General features: G+C 66.8%; 13 protein-coding genes, 1 tRNA gene and 1 pseudogene. 8 read left to right on the top strand and 7 right to left on the bottom strand.

The annotated features are described in order from the left end of the window. Positions 1-303: 303 nt before the first annotated feature. From ABIB25_RS15460 to ABIB25_RS15445, 5 genes and pseudogenes are all read left to right on the top strand, one after another. Positions 304-2907 (top strand): alpha-amylase family glycosyl hydrolase, encoded by a 2604-nt coding sequence (locus ABIB25_RS15460; RefSeq protein WP_354529352.1) that lies wholly within the window; start codon positions 304-306, stop codon positions 2905-2907. A gap of 12 nt (positions 2908-2919) precedes the next feature. Next, positions 2920-3120: pseudogene (locus tag ABIB25_RS29220) on the top strand (pullulanase X25 domain-containing protein); the annotation flags it as partial. Beyond that, positions 3097-6093 carry a pullulanase-type alpha-1,6-glucosidase gene (gene pulA, locus ABIB25_RS15455; protein WP_502919822.1) on the top strand — a complete coding sequence of 999 codons (2997 nt, stop codon included), beginning with the start codon at positions 3097-3099 and terminating at the stop codon, positions 6091-6093. The pseudogene ABIB25_RS29220 and the gene pulA, both read left to right, overlap by 24 nt. Positions 6094-6180: 87 nt before the next feature. Continuing rightward, complete coding sequence (locus ABIB25_RS15450; protein WP_354529350.1) at positions 6181-6363, top strand: hypothetical protein; 183 nt, start codon at positions 6181-6183, stop codon at positions 6361-6363. Between the two features lie 141 nt (positions 6364-6504). Then, positions 6505-8079, top strand: coding sequence for an aldehyde dehydrogenase family protein (locus ABIB25_RS15445; protein WP_354529349.1), 1575 nt, complete (start codon positions 6505-6507; stop codon positions 8077-8079). A 47-nt stretch (positions 8080-8126) separates the two neighbouring features. Here the strand turns inward: ABIB25_RS15445 and ABIB25_RS15440 are convergent. Next, positions 8127-8209 (bottom strand) — tRNA-Leu (locus ABIB25_RS15440). Between the two features lie 170 nt (positions 8210-8379). On the opposite strand from ABIB25_RS15440, the gene ABIB25_RS15435 reads away from it, so the two are divergent. Then, positions 8380-9720 (top strand): M20/M25/M40 family metallo-hydrolase, encoded by a 1341-nt coding sequence (locus ABIB25_RS15435; protein WP_354529348.1) that lies wholly within the window; start codon positions 8380-8382, stop codon positions 9718-9720. A 108-nt stretch (positions 9721-9828) separates the two neighbouring features. On the opposite strand, the gene ABIB25_RS15430 is transcribed toward ABIB25_RS15435, so the two are convergent. From ABIB25_RS15430 to ABIB25_RS15405, 6 genes are all read right to left on the bottom strand, one after another. Continuing rightward, on the bottom strand, positions 9829-10140 hold the full coding sequence (locus tag ABIB25_RS15430; protein ID WP_354529347.1) for an AzlD domain-containing protein: 312 nt from the start codon (positions 10138-10140) through the stop codon (positions 9829-9831). Next, positions 10137-10796 (bottom strand): AzlC family ABC transporter permease, encoded by a 660-nt coding sequence (locus tag ABIB25_RS15425; RefSeq protein WP_354529346.1) that lies wholly within the window; start codon positions 10794-10796, stop codon positions 10137-10139. The genes ABIB25_RS15430 and ABIB25_RS15425 overlap by 4 nt, the downstream gene beginning before the upstream one ends. 101 nt (positions 10797-10897) lie before the next feature. Further along, a complete protein-coding gene (locus tag ABIB25_RS15420) occupies positions 10898-11275 on the bottom strand; it encodes a DUF1304 domain-containing protein (protein WP_354529345.1) in 378 nt (125 codons plus the stop codon). A 97-nt stretch (positions 11276-11372) separates the two neighbouring features. Beyond that, positions 11373-11567, bottom strand: coding sequence for a DUF5703 family protein (locus ABIB25_RS15415; protein ID WP_354529402.1), 195 nt, complete (start codon positions 11565-11567; stop codon positions 11373-11375). A gap of 270 nt (positions 11568-11837) precedes the next feature. Further along, positions 11838-13859, bottom strand: a complete 2022-nt coding sequence (locus ABIB25_RS15410) for an AAA family ATPase (RefSeq protein ID WP_354529401.1) — start codon at positions 13857-13859, stop codon at positions 11838-11840. Positions 13860-13987: 128 nt separating this feature from the next. Further along, entirely contained in the window at positions 13988-14932 is a 945-nt protein-coding gene (locus tag ABIB25_RS15405) for an aldo/keto reductase (RefSeq protein WP_354529344.1), read from the bottom strand. A 154-nt stretch (positions 14933-15086) separates the two neighbouring features. Between ABIB25_RS15405 and ABIB25_RS15400 the strand changes: the two genes are divergently transcribed. Then, positions 15087-16139, top strand: a complete 1053-nt coding sequence (locus ABIB25_RS15400) for an LLM class F420-dependent oxidoreductase (protein WP_354529343.1) — start codon at positions 15087-15089, stop codon at positions 16137-16139. Further along, a complete protein-coding gene (locus tag ABIB25_RS15395; RefSeq protein WP_354529342.1) occupies positions 16136-16990 on the top strand; it encodes an undecaprenyl-diphosphate phosphatase in 855 nt (284 codons plus the stop codon). The genes ABIB25_RS15400 and ABIB25_RS15395 overlap by 4 nt, the downstream gene beginning before the upstream one ends. Positions 16991-17112: the final 122 nt, after the last annotated feature.

Here is a 17112-nt window from a genome sequence, read left to right as displayed (position 1 = left end):
CCCAGCCGATAGTGGTGGGCGATGGAGCAATCGGATTATTGCCATGCCATGAATCGCCTCGATTGTCCGTATTCCAGCGGAATCTTTGCCGATTGATTACTCGATTGGCGCAGGCCGCTTGACCACTTGATTGGAGAGGCCTGAAATTGTGCTGTCGACAACCTGTGACTACGGTCACGTGTTGTCGATCACTATTGGGAGCCATCCATGCCATTGCCGTCCGTCGTCCATCGCGAACCCTCCAGTCGCCCGGCCCGAACGTCAAACCACCATCGGCGGCGAGCGCTATTCCGTCGCAGGGCCTTGGCTCTGGCCTCCGCCCTGGCCCTGGCCCTCTCCAGCTTCGGCACCACCGCCGGACCGGTGAGCGCCAGTCCGGCCCCGACATCGGCCGCAGCGGCCGGCGGGCCGACTGAAGTCACCGTGGCCGGCAGCCTGCAGAGCGAACTCGGTTGTGCCGACGATTGGGCCCCGGCCTGCAGCAACACCAACCTGGTCGACAGCGGCTCCGGCACCTGGTCCAAGAGCTTTTCCATTCCGGCCGGCAACTATGAATTCAAGATCGCGATCAACGGTAGCTGGGACGAAAGCTACGGCGCCGGCGGCTCGGCCACCGGCGGGAACATGCCGCTGGTCCTGACTGCGGCCTACCCGACCGCAGTGACCTTCAGTTTTGACACCGCGACCCATCTGGTGACGCTGACCCCGACCAAGGCTCAGCCCGGGCTCAACGCAGAGGATGGGGCCATGGCCGGCACCAGTCTGCGCTCCGACCTGACCAAGGAGCGCTTCTACTTCGTGATGACGGACCGGTTCAACAACGCCGATCCGAGTAACGATGACGGTCACATCGCCGTGCCGGCCGGGTCGACCGCGGAGCAGGCCAAGATGATCAACGGTCTCGACCCGACGGCGAAGGGCTTTTACCACGGCGGCGACATCAAGGGAATCACCCAGAGACTCGACTACATCAAGAAGCTCGGAGTGACCTCGGTCTGGCTGACACCTTCGTTCAAGAATCGGCCCGTGCAGGGCGAAGGGGACAACGCCAGTGCCGGCTACCACGGGTACTGGATAACCGACTTCACCCAGATCGACCCGCACCTTGGCACGAACGCCGACCTGCAGGCGCTGATCCAGGCCGCCCACCGCAAGGGCATCAAGGTCTTCTTCGACATCATCACCAACCACACGGCCGACGTCATCACCAACGAACAGGGTCTGGACAAGTACGTCACCAAGGCCGAGCAGCCCTACAAGGATGTCGACGGGGTCGAATTCGACGACCACGACTACGCCGCCGGCAACACCTTCCCTAAGCTGGACAAGACGTCGTTCCCGTACACCCCGACATTCGCGACCGAAGCCGACAAGACGGTGAAAGTACCGGCCTGGCTGAACGATCCGACCTATTACCACAACCGCGGCAACGCGGCCTTCGACGGTACCGAGGGTGATGTCTACGGCGATTTCGTCGGTCTGGACGACCTGTTCACCGAGCAGCCCGCGGTGCGCGACGGCCTGATCGACATCTACAAGTTCTGGGCTGAATTCGGCATCGACGGTTTCCGGATCGACACCGTGAAGCACGTCAACATCGAGTTCTGGCAAAAGTTCTCGCCGCAGATCCGGGCCGCCGCGGCCAGCGCCGGCAAGCCGAAGTTCTTCATGTTCGGTGAGGTCTACGACGCAGACCCGGCCAAGATGTCCCGGTTCACCACCGAGGGCGGGCTGCAGTCGACCCTTGACTTCGGATTCCAGGCCCGGGCCACCGGTTTCGGTCAGGGACGACCGACCACGGAATTACGTGATCTCTATACCGGCGATGACTATTACACCGACGCCGATTCCAACGCCCACGAACTGCCGACCTTCCTGGGCAACCACGACATGGGACGGATCGGCAATTTCCTGAACACGCCCGGCATCAGCGGCGCCGAGCTGCTGCAGCGGGATTTGTTGACCCAGCAGTTGATGTTCCTGACCCGCGGCCAGCCGGTCACCTACTACGGCGACGAGCAGGGCTTCACGGGCGACAACGGCGGGGATCAGAACGCCCGGCAGGACATGTTCGGGTCCAAGGTCGCCACCTACAACGACGACACCCTGATCGGAGCCCCCGGCGCCACCACGGCCACCCCGAAATTCGGCACCAGCAACCCGGTCTACCAGGAGATCGCGGCCCTGTCGAAGCTCCGGCAGAACAATCCGGCATTGGCCGACGGCGCTCAGATCCATCGCTACGCCAGCAGCAAGGCCGGGGTCTACGCGTTCAGCCGGATCGACGCCAAGCAGCAGATCGAATACGTAGTGGCCAGCAACAACTCCACCGCGCCGGCCACCGCCACCTTCGACACCTTCAACGTCGACACCGCCTACCACGGCCTGTGGCCGGCCGGCACCAAGAAGATCGTCTCCGACCGAGAAGGCCGGGTCACCGTGACCATTCCGCCGCTCTCGTCGGTGGTCTGGAAGGCCTCTCACGCGCTGGTCAAGCAGAAGCAGGCGCCGGCAGCGAGTTTCAACAAGCCTCTCGCCGGCGGCACGGTCGGCGGCCGGGCCGAGGTCGGCGTCACCGTCCCGGCCGGTGGGTTCAACCAGGTCACCTTCGCCTACCGGGCGGCCGGGACCACCAAGTGGACCAAGCTGGGCACTGACGACAACGCGCCGTACCGCGTGTTCCAGGACGTTTCGACCCTACCCAAGGGGACGCTGCTGGAGTATCGGGCGGTGCTCAGGGATCACTCCGGCAATCTCTCGGTCGCGACCTCGTCGGCCGTGGTCGGTGACCCCCCGCCACCGGTGGTCGGCGGCGGGGGAGCGACCGACGACCCGGTCAGCCCCCAGCCGACCTCGGTCACCGTCGCCGGCGACCTGGACAGCGAGATCGGTTGTCCGGCCGACTAGCAACCTGAGTGCAGCGCCGCGTTCATGACCCTGGACGCCAACGACCAGATCTGGAAGAAGACGGTCACCTTGCCGGCCGGAACCTACAACTACAAGGCGGCGATCGACGGGTCGTGGACGGAGAACTGGGGCGCCAACGGGAAACGGGACGGCGGCAACATCAGCCTGGTCATGCCGACGACGGGTGAGGTGACCTTCTACTACGACCACACCACGCACTGGATCACCACCAGCATCCCCGGGCCGATCGTCACCGCCGCCGGTTCGTTCCAATCCGAACTCGGTTGCTCCTCGGACTGGGCCCCCGACTGCATGCGGGCCTGGCTCAAAGATGTCGACGGTGATGGCACGTACACGTTCTCGACGAACAAGATCCCGGCCGGCTCGTACGACACCAAGGTGGCGCACGGGCTGTCCTGGGACGAGAACTACGGGGCCGGCGGCGCACCGGGTGGCGCGAACATCTCCTTCACGGTCGCAGCCGGAGCCAAGGTCACCTTCTCCTACGTGCTGGCCACCCACGTACTGACCGTCACCTCGTCGACGGCGGCCTCGGCGGCCGACCCGACCAAGGCCAGAGCCCAGTGGCTCGACAAATCCTGGCTGGCCTGGGATCTGCCGGCGGCCGCGGCGAACTGGACCTTCCGGCTGAGCTACTCGAAGCAGGCCGGGCTGGAGCTGGACTCGGAAGCGATCACCGGCGGGCCTTCGGTCGGGCTGACGCTCGGCAGCTTGCCGACCAAGCTGACCACCAAGTTCCCGGCGGTGGCCAAGTACGACGGGCTGCGCCTGCCGGACTGGGTGAGCAAGGACCGAAAGCTGTTGGCCGGCATCCTGTCCGGCCAGATAGCGCTCGCCGCGTACGACGACCTGGGCCGGCTGGTCGATGCCACCTCGGTGCAGATGCCGGGCGTGCTGGACGCGCTGTACCCGGGTGCCGTGAAGCGTGCCCTGGGGATCAGTTGGCACAGCTGGTCACCGATCCTGTCGGTCTGGGCGCCGACGGCGCAGAACGTCAAATTGGTGATCGACCCGGCGGGTTCGGCCCCGCAGCAGGTGCTGGCCATGCACCGGGACGATGACGGCGTCTGGTTGGCCCGTGGCAACACCAAGTGGCGGGGGGCGACCTACGTCTACCGGGTGACGGTTTTCGATCCCGACAGCCGGAAGTTGGTCACCAGTGACGTGACCGACCCGTACAGCGTCGCCTTGACCCTCAATTCGACCGCCTCGGTGATCGCGGATCTCGACGACACGACGTTGAAGCCGTCCGGCTGGGACAGCCTGAAGAAGCCGAAGCTGGCGCAGCCCGAGGACTCCACCATCTACGAATTGCAGATCCGCGATTTCTCGATCGGCGACAACACCGTGCCGGCCGCGCACCGGGGTGGCTATCTGGCCTTCACCGACGCTCAGAGCGACGGCATGAAGCACCTCAAGGCGCTGTCCGCGGCCGGAATGAACACGCTGCATCTGCTGCCGGTGTTCGACATCGCGACCATCAACGAGAACAAGAGCGAGCAGGCCACGCCCGACTGTGACCTACCCGCCCTGTCCGCAGCCGACCCGGCCGGCGAGGCCCAGCAGGCCTGCGTGGCCAAGGTCGTCGAGAAGGACGGCTTCAACTGGGGCTACGACCCTTACCACTACACCGTGCCCGAGGGCTCGTACGCCTCCAACCAGAACGGGGCGGCCCGCACCAAGGAATTCCGGCAGATGGTGGCCGGCGTCAACGGCGCCGGACTCCGGGTGGTGATGGACGTCGTCTACAACCACACCGCAGCGTCCGGGCAGGCTCAGTACTCGGTGCTGGACAAGGTGGTTCCCGGCTATTACCAAAGGCTTTCGGCCACCGGATCGGTGGAGAACTCGACCTGCTGTGCAAATACGGCGGCCGAGCACGCGATGATGCAGAAGCTGATGGTGGACTCGGTGGTCACCTGGGCCCGGGACTACAAGGTCGACGGCTTCCGGTTCGATCTGATGGGGCATCACCCGAAGTCGACCATCCTGGCCATTCGCGCAGCCTTGGACAAATTGACCCTGCGGCACGACGGAGTGGACGGCAAGAAGGTCTACCTGTACGGCGAGGGCTGGAACTTCGGTGAGGTCGCGGACAACGCGTTGTTCGTCCAGGCGACCCAGGCCAACATGGCCGGCACCGGCGTCGGCACTTTCAACGACCGCCTGCGAGACTCGGTTCGCGGCGGCGGTCCGTTCGACGACGATCCACGTTTGCAGGGTTTCGGTTCCGGTCTGTACACCGACCCGAATGTCGCCCCCGGCAACGGGTCAGCCGACACCCAGCTGGCCACCTTGCTGCTGGACCAGGACCGGATCAAGATCGGGTTGACCGGCAACCTCGCCGGCTACACCTTTGTCGACCGGACCGGGGCGACCGTCAACGGCGCCCAGGTGGACTACAACGGACAACCGACCGGATACACCGCCGATCCGTCGGAAACGATCAGTTATGTCGACGCGCACGACAACGAGACGTTGTTCGACACCTTGACCTACAAGTTGCCGCAATCAACGTCCATGGCGGACCGGGTCCGGATGAATACGCTGTCGTTGGCCACCACCGCCCTGGGCCAAGGGCCGTCGTTCTGGCACGCCGGCGCTGACCTCCTACGGTCGAAGTCGTTGGACCGCAACTCCTTCAACTCCGGAGACTGGTTCAATCGGATCGACTGGTCGGGGCAGAACTCGACGTTCGGGTCCGGGTTGCCGCTGTCGACGGACAACTCGGCCAAGTGGTCGTTCATGAAGCCGCTACTGTCCGATTCAGCGTTGAAGCCGACCCCGGCCGACATCAAGGCCGCGGGCGATGGCAGCGTCGACCTGCTCAAGCTGCGGTTCTCGTCGCCACTGTTCAGGCTCGGTTCAGCAGCCCTGATCCAGCAGAAGGTGTCGTTCCCGTCGTCTGGCCCCGGCCAGACTCCGGGGGTGATCGTCATGCAGTTAGACGACCGTGTCGGCCCGAACATCGATCCCAAGGTTCAACGAATCATAGTGGTGTTCAACGCCTCGGCCGTGACGGCCACCGTCGCGGTGGTGGGGAATGCCGGAATGAAGCTGAGCCCGATCCAAGCCACCGGGTCGGACCCGGTGCTGAAGACATCGGTCGTCGCGGCCGGGTCGGTGCAGGTGCCGGCCCGAACGGTGGCCGTGTTCGTGCAGTGAGGCCGGGGTGGCTTCCGGTGTGGATACGGCCGGAAGCCACCGATCGGGCGCTGATCGACCGATCAGCCGACCCGGGACGAACCGGCCGTGACAATCAATCACCTCTACCACCGGACCAATCTTGCAGCGGGCCGGTATGTCGACCTGACTGTGTCGCCGGAGCAGGATGTCTCCAGCGCGGCCCGGGACCTGCTGACCGACTCCGGACTTGATCCCCAGATCCAGCTTGGTTACTTCGTCTCCGTTTTCCCGAGCCCGGCGGCCGAGTGAGCCAGGTCCTGTTCGGCGTCGGCGATGTCAGTTGCGCAGATTCCACAAAAATGGAAGAAACGCTGTTCTTGACGTCAGCGATCGCCACTAGGAGGCATTTCTTGACGCAATACTGTTTTCAGCAGGCCGAATGCAGGCCACATGGACACCACGACAGGAACGGAGACTGGGCTGATGCACCTCGCCCCCGGAACCAGCTGGCCGGACACCTACGCACGGGCCTGCCGCGCCGCGCCGGAGGCATTCGCTCCGGATCGGATACTCAATCTGATCGACGGCGAATGGGTCGACAACGGGGTGATGGGCCATCACGTCACCCCGATCGACGGAACCGTCGTTCCCGGGCCGCCGTGCATCGACCTCGCCGCCGCCGAACAGGCTGTCAGCGGAGCCGTTCGCGAGCATCGCCTCTGGGCCGGTACGGATCTGGACGAGCGGCGCTCGCGGGTCCTGGCCGCCGTCGAGGCGATGCAGGGGCACCGCGATCTGCTGGCCATGTTGCTCGTGTGGGAAATCGGGAAGCCGTGGCGCCTTGCCTGTGCGGACGTCGACCGTGCCCTGGACGGGGTCCGGTGGTACGTCGAACAGATCGAGCGACAGTTCGCCGGCCGAATGCCGCTGTCCGGCCCGGTCAGCAACATCGCCAGTTGGAACTATCCGATGAGCGTGCAGGTCCACGCCGAACTGGTGCAGATGCTGTGCGGTAATGCCGTGATCGCCAAGACGCCGAGTCAAGGGGGTTTCCACTGCCTGACGCTGGCGCATGCCCTCATGCGCCGAGCGGGCCTCCCGGTCACCCTGGTGTCCGGTGTCGGATCGCAACTGGGCGACACGCTCATTCGCGGTGAGGGTCTCGGTGCGCTTGCCTTCGTCGGTGGCCGCGCAAACGGTCGGAAGGCCGCCACCTCGTTGGCCGACACGGGACGCCGCCATTTCCTGGAGCAGGAGGGCCTCAACACCTGGGGCGTTTTCGGGTTCAGCCAGTGGGACCTCTTCGCGCGACACCTTCGAAAAGGGTTCGAATACGGCAAGCAACGGTGCACCGCCTACCCCCGCTACGTGGTTCAGCGTTCGCTGTTCGACCAGTTTCTGCAGACCTATCTGCCGGTCGTCGACAGTCTGCAATTCGGCCATCCGCTGGCTGTGGAGCACGATACCGATGACCTCCCGGAGCTCGATTTCGGCCCGGTGATCCATGCCGACAAGGCTGGCGACCTACGGGCGCGATTCGACGAGGCGGTCGGCGGCGGCGGAATCCCGCTCGTCCGACGGACCGTTGAATCCGGCAGGTTCCTGCCGGGGCAGGATGTGAGCGCCTACGTGGCACCGGCGGCCGTGCTGGCGCCGCCCCCGGCCTGGTCCTTGCACCACAGCGAGCCTTTCGGCCCGTTGGACTCGGTGGTCCTGGTCGACACCGAAGCCGAACTGCTGTCGGCGATGAACGCGTCGAACGGATCGTTGGTCGCCTCGCTGGCGACCGACGACCCTGACCTGGCCGCCCGGGTCGCAGAAGAATTGCAAGCTTTCAAGGTGGGCGTCAACCAACCACGATCACGCGGTGACCGTGACGAGGTGTTCGGTGGGCTGGGGGCTTCGTGGAAGGGAGCCTTCGTCGGCGGTGACCTCCTCGTCCAGGCCGTCAGCTGCCTCGCGGACGGTTCTGCGGAGCAGCTCTACGGGAACTTTCCCTCCTACTCGCTGTATCCACGGCGGTAGGCGATGTCACCACGCCCGGGGAGAACCGGAGTCCGATCAACTGTGTGTGTCCGAGAGGGGACTTGAACCCCCACGCCCTTGCGGGCACTAGCACCTCAAGCTAGCGCGTCTGCCATTCCGCCACCCGGACCGGGTGCGCTGCGCGGTGGTGCGCAGTGCGATCACCCACTTTACTGGACAGGGTCGCCTTCCGAAGAACCTGCAGGTCAGAACCCCGTCAGGTGATCGACGTCGGCGACGGTGACCGACCAGCCACCGACTGCTCCCACACCTGCACCAGGACGATGGTAGGAAAGCAGGATGGCCGACACCGAGTCCCCCCAGCACACGCTCACGCCCACCATCGCGGCGGACGAGGTGGTCCGGTTCTGCAGCGAGCTGATCCGATTCGAGTCGGTCAATACCGGCGACCCGGACACCATCGGCGACGGCGAGGCGCAGGCGGCCCGCTACATAAAGGAGAAGCTCGAGGAGGTCGGCTACGAGACGATCTACATCGAGTCAACGCCCGGCCGCGGCAACGTCGTCTGCCGGCTCGAGGGTGCAGACCGGGTCAGGGGATCGCTGCTCATCCACGGCCATGTCGACGTGGTCCCCGCCCAGGCGGAGGAATGGACGGTCGACCCGTTCTCGGGCGCTGTGCAGGACGGTTTCGTCTGGGGGAGAGGCGCTGTCGACATGAAGGACATGGTCGCCATGACCCTCGCGATGGCCCGTGAGTACAAGTCCAACGGTATCGTCCCGCCGCGGGACATCATCTTCGCGTTCGTCGCCGATGAGGAAGCGGGCGGTACCTGGGGCGCCCAATGGCTCGTGGAGTTCTATCCGGAGCTCTTCGCCGACGCGACCGAAGCCATCTCCGAAGTTGGTGGCTTCTCGATCACTCTCGACGACGCCCGTCGCGCCTATCTGGTCGCCGCAGCCGAGAAAGGCGTGGCTTGGGCGCATCTCAAGGCTACCGGCCGTGCCGGGCACGGATCGATGATCAACGACGACAACGCCGTCACACGGATCGCCGACGCGGTCTCCAGACTCGGTAGCCACCAGTTCCCGCTGACCATGACGGCCACCGTCCGCAGCTTTCTCGACAAGATGACCGAGCTGACCGGGATGGTGTTCCCCGAGGACGATCTCGCCGGCAGCATCGCCAAGATCGGCCCGGTGTCCAGGATCGTCAATGCGACGCTGCGAAACACGGCCACCCCCACCATGCTCAAGGCCGGCTACAAGGCCAACGTCATTCCTTCGTCGGCCGAGGCCACCGTCGACTGCCGAGTCCTCCCCGGGTCCGAGGAGCACTTCCGCGAGCAGATCGCCGAGATCGTCGGGGACGGCATCGAGATCACCTGGACGTGGCAGCCTCCCCTGGAGGTGCCGTTCTCGGGTCCTCTGGTCGAGGCCATGAAGGCCGCGCTCACAGCGGAGGACCCCGACTCGATCGCAGTGCCGTACATGTTGTCCGGCGGCACCGACAACAAGGCGTTCGCCCGACTGGGCATTGCCGGGTACGGGTTCTCGCCGCTGAAACTTCCCGCTGACCTGGATTTCTCGTCGCTGTTCCACGGCGTCGACGAGCGGGTGCCGGTCGAGTCGCTTGTCTTCGGGACCAGGGTGCTGGATCGGTTGCTCCGCAACTGCTGACGCGTTGTCACCGCGGGGGGATCGGGTCACATGGCCGGTCACATCAATGGAATGAATTGGCTTGACTGACCCGCTCTGTCGGTTCCGCAGTCTGTTTCGGAATCTCGGTCAGGAACCCGGGACAAAATGACGCACCAGGCCGGTCGTCACGGCCGCCAGGATCACCACCACCAGGAACGGCGCTCGCCGCCAGACGGCGATCCCGGCCACCGCGACTCCGGCGAGCCGAGCGTCGAGGTGGATCGACTGACCGCTGCCGAGGGCCTGCACGGCGATCAGCGCGGAGAGCAGCACGACCGGCACCAGAGCAGCGATGCGTTGCACCACCGGACGCGCCAGGACGGCCGCGGGAACGGACAGTCCGGCCAGTTTGAACAGGTACACGCCGAGGGAGGCGACCAGGATCGCGGCCCACGTCACGACTTCGCTCCGGCCATGCCCTGACGCGGCCACGCCCCGACGACGATGCCGAAAGCTGCCGCGATCAACACCGGGATACCCGGCGCCACCAAGGGAGTCGTCAGGATGGCGATGATCGCTGCAGCAAGCGCAATAGCCCACGGTTCCCGGCCCCGAAGTCTTGGAGCGAGCAACGCCAGGAAGGCTGCCGGTGCCGCCGCGTCCAGGCCGAGCACCCGTGGATCGGCCAGGACCGATGCGCCGACAGCGCCGATCAGCGTCCCGAGATTCCAGAGCGCGAACACACCGATACCGGTGGCGTAGAAGCCGAGTCGACCGACCTGCGGCGACGATCGACCCATCGACATCGCACTCGATTCGTCGATCACCACCTGGGCCGCCAGCACCCGCCGCCACGACCGCAGGTTCAGCAACGAGGACAACCGAAGGCCGTAAAGCGCGTTCCGACCTCCGAGCATGATGGCAGTGGCAGCACCGGCCCACGGCGAGCCGCCGCCCGCTATCACCCCCACCAGCCCGAACTGGCTGCCGCCGGAGAACATCAGCAGAGAGAGCGCCATGGTCTGCCAGACATCGAGACCGCCGGCCGTCGAGATCGCCCCGAAGGAGAGCGCGTACGCGCCGGTGGCGACGGCGACCCCGAGGGAGTCACGCATTACCGATCGGCGCTCGGCGACATCGCTTTCGCGGAGTCCGGCAGACAGTTCGTCCTGTCCTCCCGGCTGTCGGTCCTGTCCTCCCGGCTGTTCCATCGCCCCTACGACGCCACCGTGAGGACGACCGCCAGTGCCGCCGGGACGAATTGGATCAAGGCCGCGCGCAACTTGCTCAGGCTGATGGTGAGCAGGACGATCGCAGCCAGCGCCATGCTGCCGCACCCGAACAGCACCAGGGCCCGGCCGACGCTCTCGTGGCCGGACACCAGGAACAGTCCGACGCCGACGCCGACTGCCAGGAACAGGTTGTAGAAGCCCTGGTTGTAAGCCAGGACCTTGGTCGTCTCGGCCTCCTGCTGACTGGCCAGTCCGAACCGGGCCCAGATCTTCGGCGTGGTCCAGAGGACACTCTCGAAGACGAAGAACACGACGTGAAGCAGGGCAGCCAGCGCGGCGAAGATCACGGCAAAGAGCGACATGGCGCGGCCTTCCGACAGTGGACACCGGCAGTCGGGAGTGGCTGCGGGCGGGCCGAGCCTATCCAAGTACCGCCGATCGCCAGTCGATCCAGCTCCGTCAGGGCGTCAGGTCGGGTAGCAGTCCGGGGGAGCGCCTGCGTCGCATCCAGACCTGGCGACTGCCGTCCTCGAATCGCAGCACCCGGTCCAGCTCCCAGCCGGCAAACTCGGCTCGGAGCGAGAGCATCGTCGCTGCAGCTGATCTCGTGGTGTTCGCGTCGATCCGGAGGCCTTGGTATTCGAAGTCGGTGATCGCCTCGGACGGCGTCGGATAGCTTGCCCAGCGCGGTACGCGGCGGGGGAATCGGGCCGATTCGATGGCCGGTCACCTCCAGTCGTTCGTCGGGCCGCCTCACGCCTGCCCGTCTGGACCATCATCCTCCACGTCTGATTCGCGGACCTTTGCGCTTGGACGACTCGACGTCCGGCCGTATGACTCCACGCCCGGCCGTATGACACTTGAGGGTCAGACCGGCTGGTCTGGCGTCATGCGGGTGCCGGACCGTCATACCGGGCACTCACCTCAACCGACCTGGTCGGCGGTACCGGCATCGGCATCGGCATCGGCAGCCTGATGAACAGTGCCAGGATCCGCGTCGGCCGTGCCGGACTGCTGCAACAGCGCGCACAGCCGGGTGCGCCGCGGCTCGGCTCCGATGGACCGCACCGCTCTGGCCAGCATCGGGCCCGCAGCGTGGATCACCGAGAGATGCCGACGGGCCCGGGTGAGCGCTGTGTAGATCAACGGTCGCGACAGCATCGACCCGGCCTCGGGCGGCATCACCGCGACGACAGCCTCCCACTCGCTGCCCTGGGCGCGGTGCACGGTGATTGCCCAGCCGTGTAGGAGATCACCGAGCGACTTGCCGGCGATGTCCGACTCACCGGTGGTGAAAGCGACCCGGAGGGAGTTGTCGCCCGTGGAGATCACGGTGCCGACCTCGCCGTTGGCGTAGCCGGTGGGTTCGGCGTCGAGATGGTTCGCAGTCGCAACCACCCGATCGCCGGCGTCGAACCCACGGACGGCGCCGCGGCCCGGATTCAGCACCGCCTTGAGAGCCCGGTTCAGGGCCTGGGTGCCGGCCGGACCCTTGTGCACCGGGGTGACGACCTGCAGCTGATCCGGTGTCGTTCCGAAGACACGGGGGATGGAATCGGTGACGAGTTGCACCACCCGGCGCGCGCCGTCCTCCGAACCGCGGGCCGGCACGATCACCACCTCGCGGCTCTCGTCGGCGACCTGCACCAGCTCGCCGCCGCGGACCGCCATGGCCAGGCGTGCGATCGCGCCGCCCTCGGTCTGCCGATACAGGGTCTTCAACTCGGTGACCGGGATGACGCCGCTGTCGATCATGTCGCCCAGCACCCGGCCCGGGCCGATCGACGGCAGCTGGGCCGGATCGCCGACGATCACCAGATGTGTCTTGTCCTTCAGAGCCCGGAGCAGCGCAGCAGCAAGTTCGACATCCAGCATCGAGGCCTCGTCCACCACCACTAGCCGGGCCTCGATCGGGTTGCTCTCGTCGTGGTCGAAACCTGCTGAGACAGAACCGTTCCCGCGACGAGCACCGAGCAGGCGATGGATCGTGGTAGCGGGTGACCCGGCGAGTTCTTCCAATCGCTTGGCCGCCCGGCCCGTCGGCGCGGCCAGTGCGATGTCGACGCTCACCCGGTGGCAGAGCGCGACCACCGCCGCGATCGTCCGACTCTTGCCGGTGCCGGGACCACCGGTCAGGATCGAGACGCCGTGCCCGGCCGCCGCACTCACCGCGCCGGCCTGCACCGTGTCGAGCTCCTGGACGACGTTCTTCACCGCCCGCTCACCGGCCAGCGAAGTGGAGGTCGCCATCAACCGCTTCAGGTGCTCGGCGATGCTGTCCTCGGCCTCGGCCAACACTGTCCGCGCCACCCAGGGCTCCGGCTCCGGCTCGGTCTCGGGCTCAACAGGGTCCGCGCTTATCAACTTGGCCGTTTTGGGACTGGTGGGACGCGAATCGACCACTTCATGAGCGCCGTTGAAGTTGATAAGCGCGGCGGGGGGCGGGGCGGGGACGGTGGCGACGAGGCCGGCGTCGACGGCGGCACGGACGGCGGCGCCCGCGTCGACCCCGAACGCCCGGAGTGCGTCGGCCACCTGCTGCTGGGAGGCGGCGGTGTGGCCCTGACGGGCGAAACGGGCCAGGGTCCAGTCCACCAGCGACCGGCCGCGGCGCGGGTCGTTCCGTTGCACACCCGGGTCGACCGCCAGCGCCACTCGATCGGCCTGGGCGACCGTGGCGTCCGGCAGCGCCAGCAACCGCCACGGGTCCTGCGCCAACTGGTCAGCGGCGTCGTCCCCGATCGCTTCCATCAGCCGACCGGCCCAGCGGACCGGGATCTCCTGCGGGACAAGCAGTTGCGCGACGGCGTAGGCCTGGCCGGCACCGATCCAGGAGGTGTAGATGCGGTCGGCCCGCTTCGGAGTCATCTTCGGCAGCGCCGCCAACGCGGCCACCGACACCTTCGACGCCGACGTGATCCCGCCCTTGACCAGCGTCTGCGACATCGCCTGCCCCACTCCCGGCCACAGCCCGGACCCGGCGAACTCGGTGAAGACATTCGTCGACACCGGTACGCCACCGTAGGACGTCACGCCGCAACCACCGGAACCACCGGAACCACCGACGCCACCGGTCACTGCTGCTGGGGGTCGTCGGCCGCTTCGAGCGAGCTGACGTCCTCCAGCGCCGACCGGATCTCGGCCGGCAGGGTGATATCGACGGCCGCGAGCGACCCCAGCAGCTGGGCGTTGTCCCTGGCCCCGACGATCGCGCTGGCCACCCCGCGTCGATCACGGACCCACGCGCAGGCCACGGCGAGCGGTGACGTGCCGAGACCTTCCGCCGCGGTGACCACCGCCTCGACGATACGACCCGCATCCGGCCGCAGGTGACGACCCACGTAGCGGGTGAAATGTGGTGAGGCGCCGCGGGAGTCGGCCGGCGTGCCGTGTCGGTATTTTCCGGTCAGCACCCCGCGACCCAGTGGCGCCCAGGCCAGCAGGCCCACTCCGTGCAGCGCAGCGGCCGGCAGCAGTGACTCCTCGGCGCCGCGCTCCACGAGCGAGTACTCGGCCTCCGTGGACACCAGGGGACAGCCGGCACCGCGCAGCCACGTCGCGAAGGTGGCCAACTGCCAGCTGGCGAACCCGGACAGTCCGATGTACTGGGCGCGCCCCGACTCGACTGCCCGTACCAACGCCGAACAGGTCTCCTCGAACGGAACGGTCGCGTCGTAGGCGTGGACCTGCCAGAGGTCGACGTGGTCGGTGTTGAGCCGGCGGAGAGAGCCGTCCAGGGTCGCCAGGAGTCGGCCGCTGCTGCCGCCGATCCCCACGGTCGTGGTGGCCAACACCACGTCGTCGCGGGGGATGACGTCCGGGACGAGGGTGCCGATGATCGACTCGGCGTCTCCGTCGCCGTAGACGTTGGATGTGTCGATCAGCGTCCCACCGGCCCCGACGAACGACTCCAGCTGCGAGGCGGCGTCGTCGGCGTCCGTGTCACGGCCCCAGGTCATCGTGCCCAGACCCAGCCGGGACACCTCCAGCCCGCTGCGACCGACCCGCCGATGATCCATGGGCATCAACCTAGTGGCTCGCTCCACACCCCCCGGCGACACCACGCTGCGCCCGACACCGGTGCCACACTGCGACAGCGCGAGACACCGACCCGGGCCGCAGGCCCGGCTCGCTGACCGAACGGGCCACCACGGACCGGTAGCGTCCTACCGCATGCGACTCGGTTTGAACCTTGGCTACGTGACCTCTGCTGCGGAGCTGCACGACAACCTCGAACTCGCCAGGGCAGCGGACCGCATCGGGTACGACGTGGTCTGGGTGGCCGAGGCCTACGGCTCGGACGCGGCCAGCGTGCTCGGCGCGATCGCGGCCACCACCACCCGGATCGACATCGGTTCGGCGGTGTTCCAGATCCCGGGTCGCACCCCCGCGATGACGGCGATGACGGCCGCCACGCTCGACGCGCTGTCGGGTGGCCGGTTCCGGCTGGGTCTGGGGGTGTCGGGACCACAGGTCAGCGAGGGCTGGCACGGCGTCCGGTTCTCCGATCCGGTCGGCCGGACCCGGGAGTACGCCCAGATCGTCCAACAGGCCATCGCCCGACGACGGGTCACCGCCGGCGGTAACCACTTCACGCTGCCGCTTCCCGACGGCCTCGGCAAGTCGCTCGTGCTCTCGCTCCAGCCGGTGCGACCGAGGGTGCCGCTCTACCTGGCCGCCGTCGGACCGAAGAACCTGACCCTCACGGGCGAGATCGCCGACGGCTGGCTCGCCATCTTCTTCGACCCGGAACTGGGCGCCGGGCAAATCCAGCGCATTCGGGACGCGGCGAACGCCATCGGGCGTGATGCGTCCGCGATCGACATCTCGGTCCAGGTGTCGCTGGCGCTGCACGACGATCCCGAGCAGGCAGCCGCGCTGATCCGCCCCGGAGCGGCGCTGTACGTCGGCGGGATGGGCGCGAAGAAGGTGAACTTCTACCACGGCATCGCGACAGCCATGGGCTTCGAGAAGGAGGCCGACGAGGTGCAGGAGAAATTCCTGGCCCGCGACTACGCCGGGGCAGCCGCCGCGGTCCCGTTCGAGTTCATCGACCGCACCAGCCTGATCGGCGATGCCGGCAGAATCGTCCGGCGCCTGCAGGCGCTGGCCAGAGAAGGAGTGACCACCGTGAACATCTCACCGGCCGACCCCGACCCCGCGGCACGTCTGGAAGCCTTACACGTCCTCCACGCAGCAGCCTCCGCGGCCGGGGTGCTCGCGTGACCCTGATCGCCGCGATCATCCTCGGCATCGTCGAGGGTCTGACCGAGTTCCTCCCGGTCTCCTCCACCGGGCACCTGACCATCGTCAGCCGGATGCTCGGCTACAACATCTCCGACCCGAGCATCACCGCCTTCACCGCCGTCATCCAGGTCGGCGCCATCGCAGCCGTCATCATCTACTTCTGGTCGGACATCTCCCGGCTGGTGGTGGCCTGGGTGCGCGGACTGTTCGACAAGGCGCAACGGCGCAATCCCGACTACCGGATGGCGTGGCTGGTCATCATCGGGTCACTGCCCATTGCGATCGTCGGATTCCTTCTGCGCCATGTCATCTCCAACCAGTTGCGCAGCCTGTGGATCGTCGCGTTCGCGCTGATCCTGTGGGGCGTCGTGATGCTGTACGCGGAGGCGGTGGCCAAGCAGGACCGTCCGGAGAAGGACCTCAACCTGGTCGACGTGCTGCTGATCGGCTTCGGTCAGTGCCTGGCCCTGATCCCCGGCGTATCGCGCTCCGGCGCCACCATCTCCATCGGCCTGATCCGCGGCCTCGACCGGGTGGCCGCCACCCGACTGTCCTTCCTGCTCGGCATCCCGGCGCTGATCGGCGCCGGCGCATTCGAGCTGCCTACCGCACTCAAGACCCCGGTACCGACCGTCGAGTACCCGCACCCCGTGCACGTCGGCCTCGCGCCGACGCTGATCGCGACCATCGTGTCGTTCGTCGTCGCCTATGCCTCGGTGGCCTGGCTTCTCAAGTTCGTCTCCGGCCACAAGATCACCTGGTTCGTCTGGTATCGCTGGGTGGTCGGCGTCGCGCTGATCATCGCCCTGTCCGCCGGAGCACTCTCATGACGAGGAGTTGCCCGTGACCCACCCCAACGCTGCCACGATGGTGGTCGCCATCTGCAACGCGAAGAGGCCCTCTTGACCCACCCCAACGCTGCCACGATGGTGGTCGCCATCTTCGACGCGAA

It is taken from the genome of Nakamurella sp. UYEF19 (assembly GCF_040546275.1).
GTDB lineage: Bacteria > Actinomycetota > Actinomycetes > Mycobacteriales > Nakamurellaceae > Nakamurella.
Note: the sequence above shows the minus strand (reverse complement) of the source record. Positions and strands in the feature narration are given on the sequence as shown.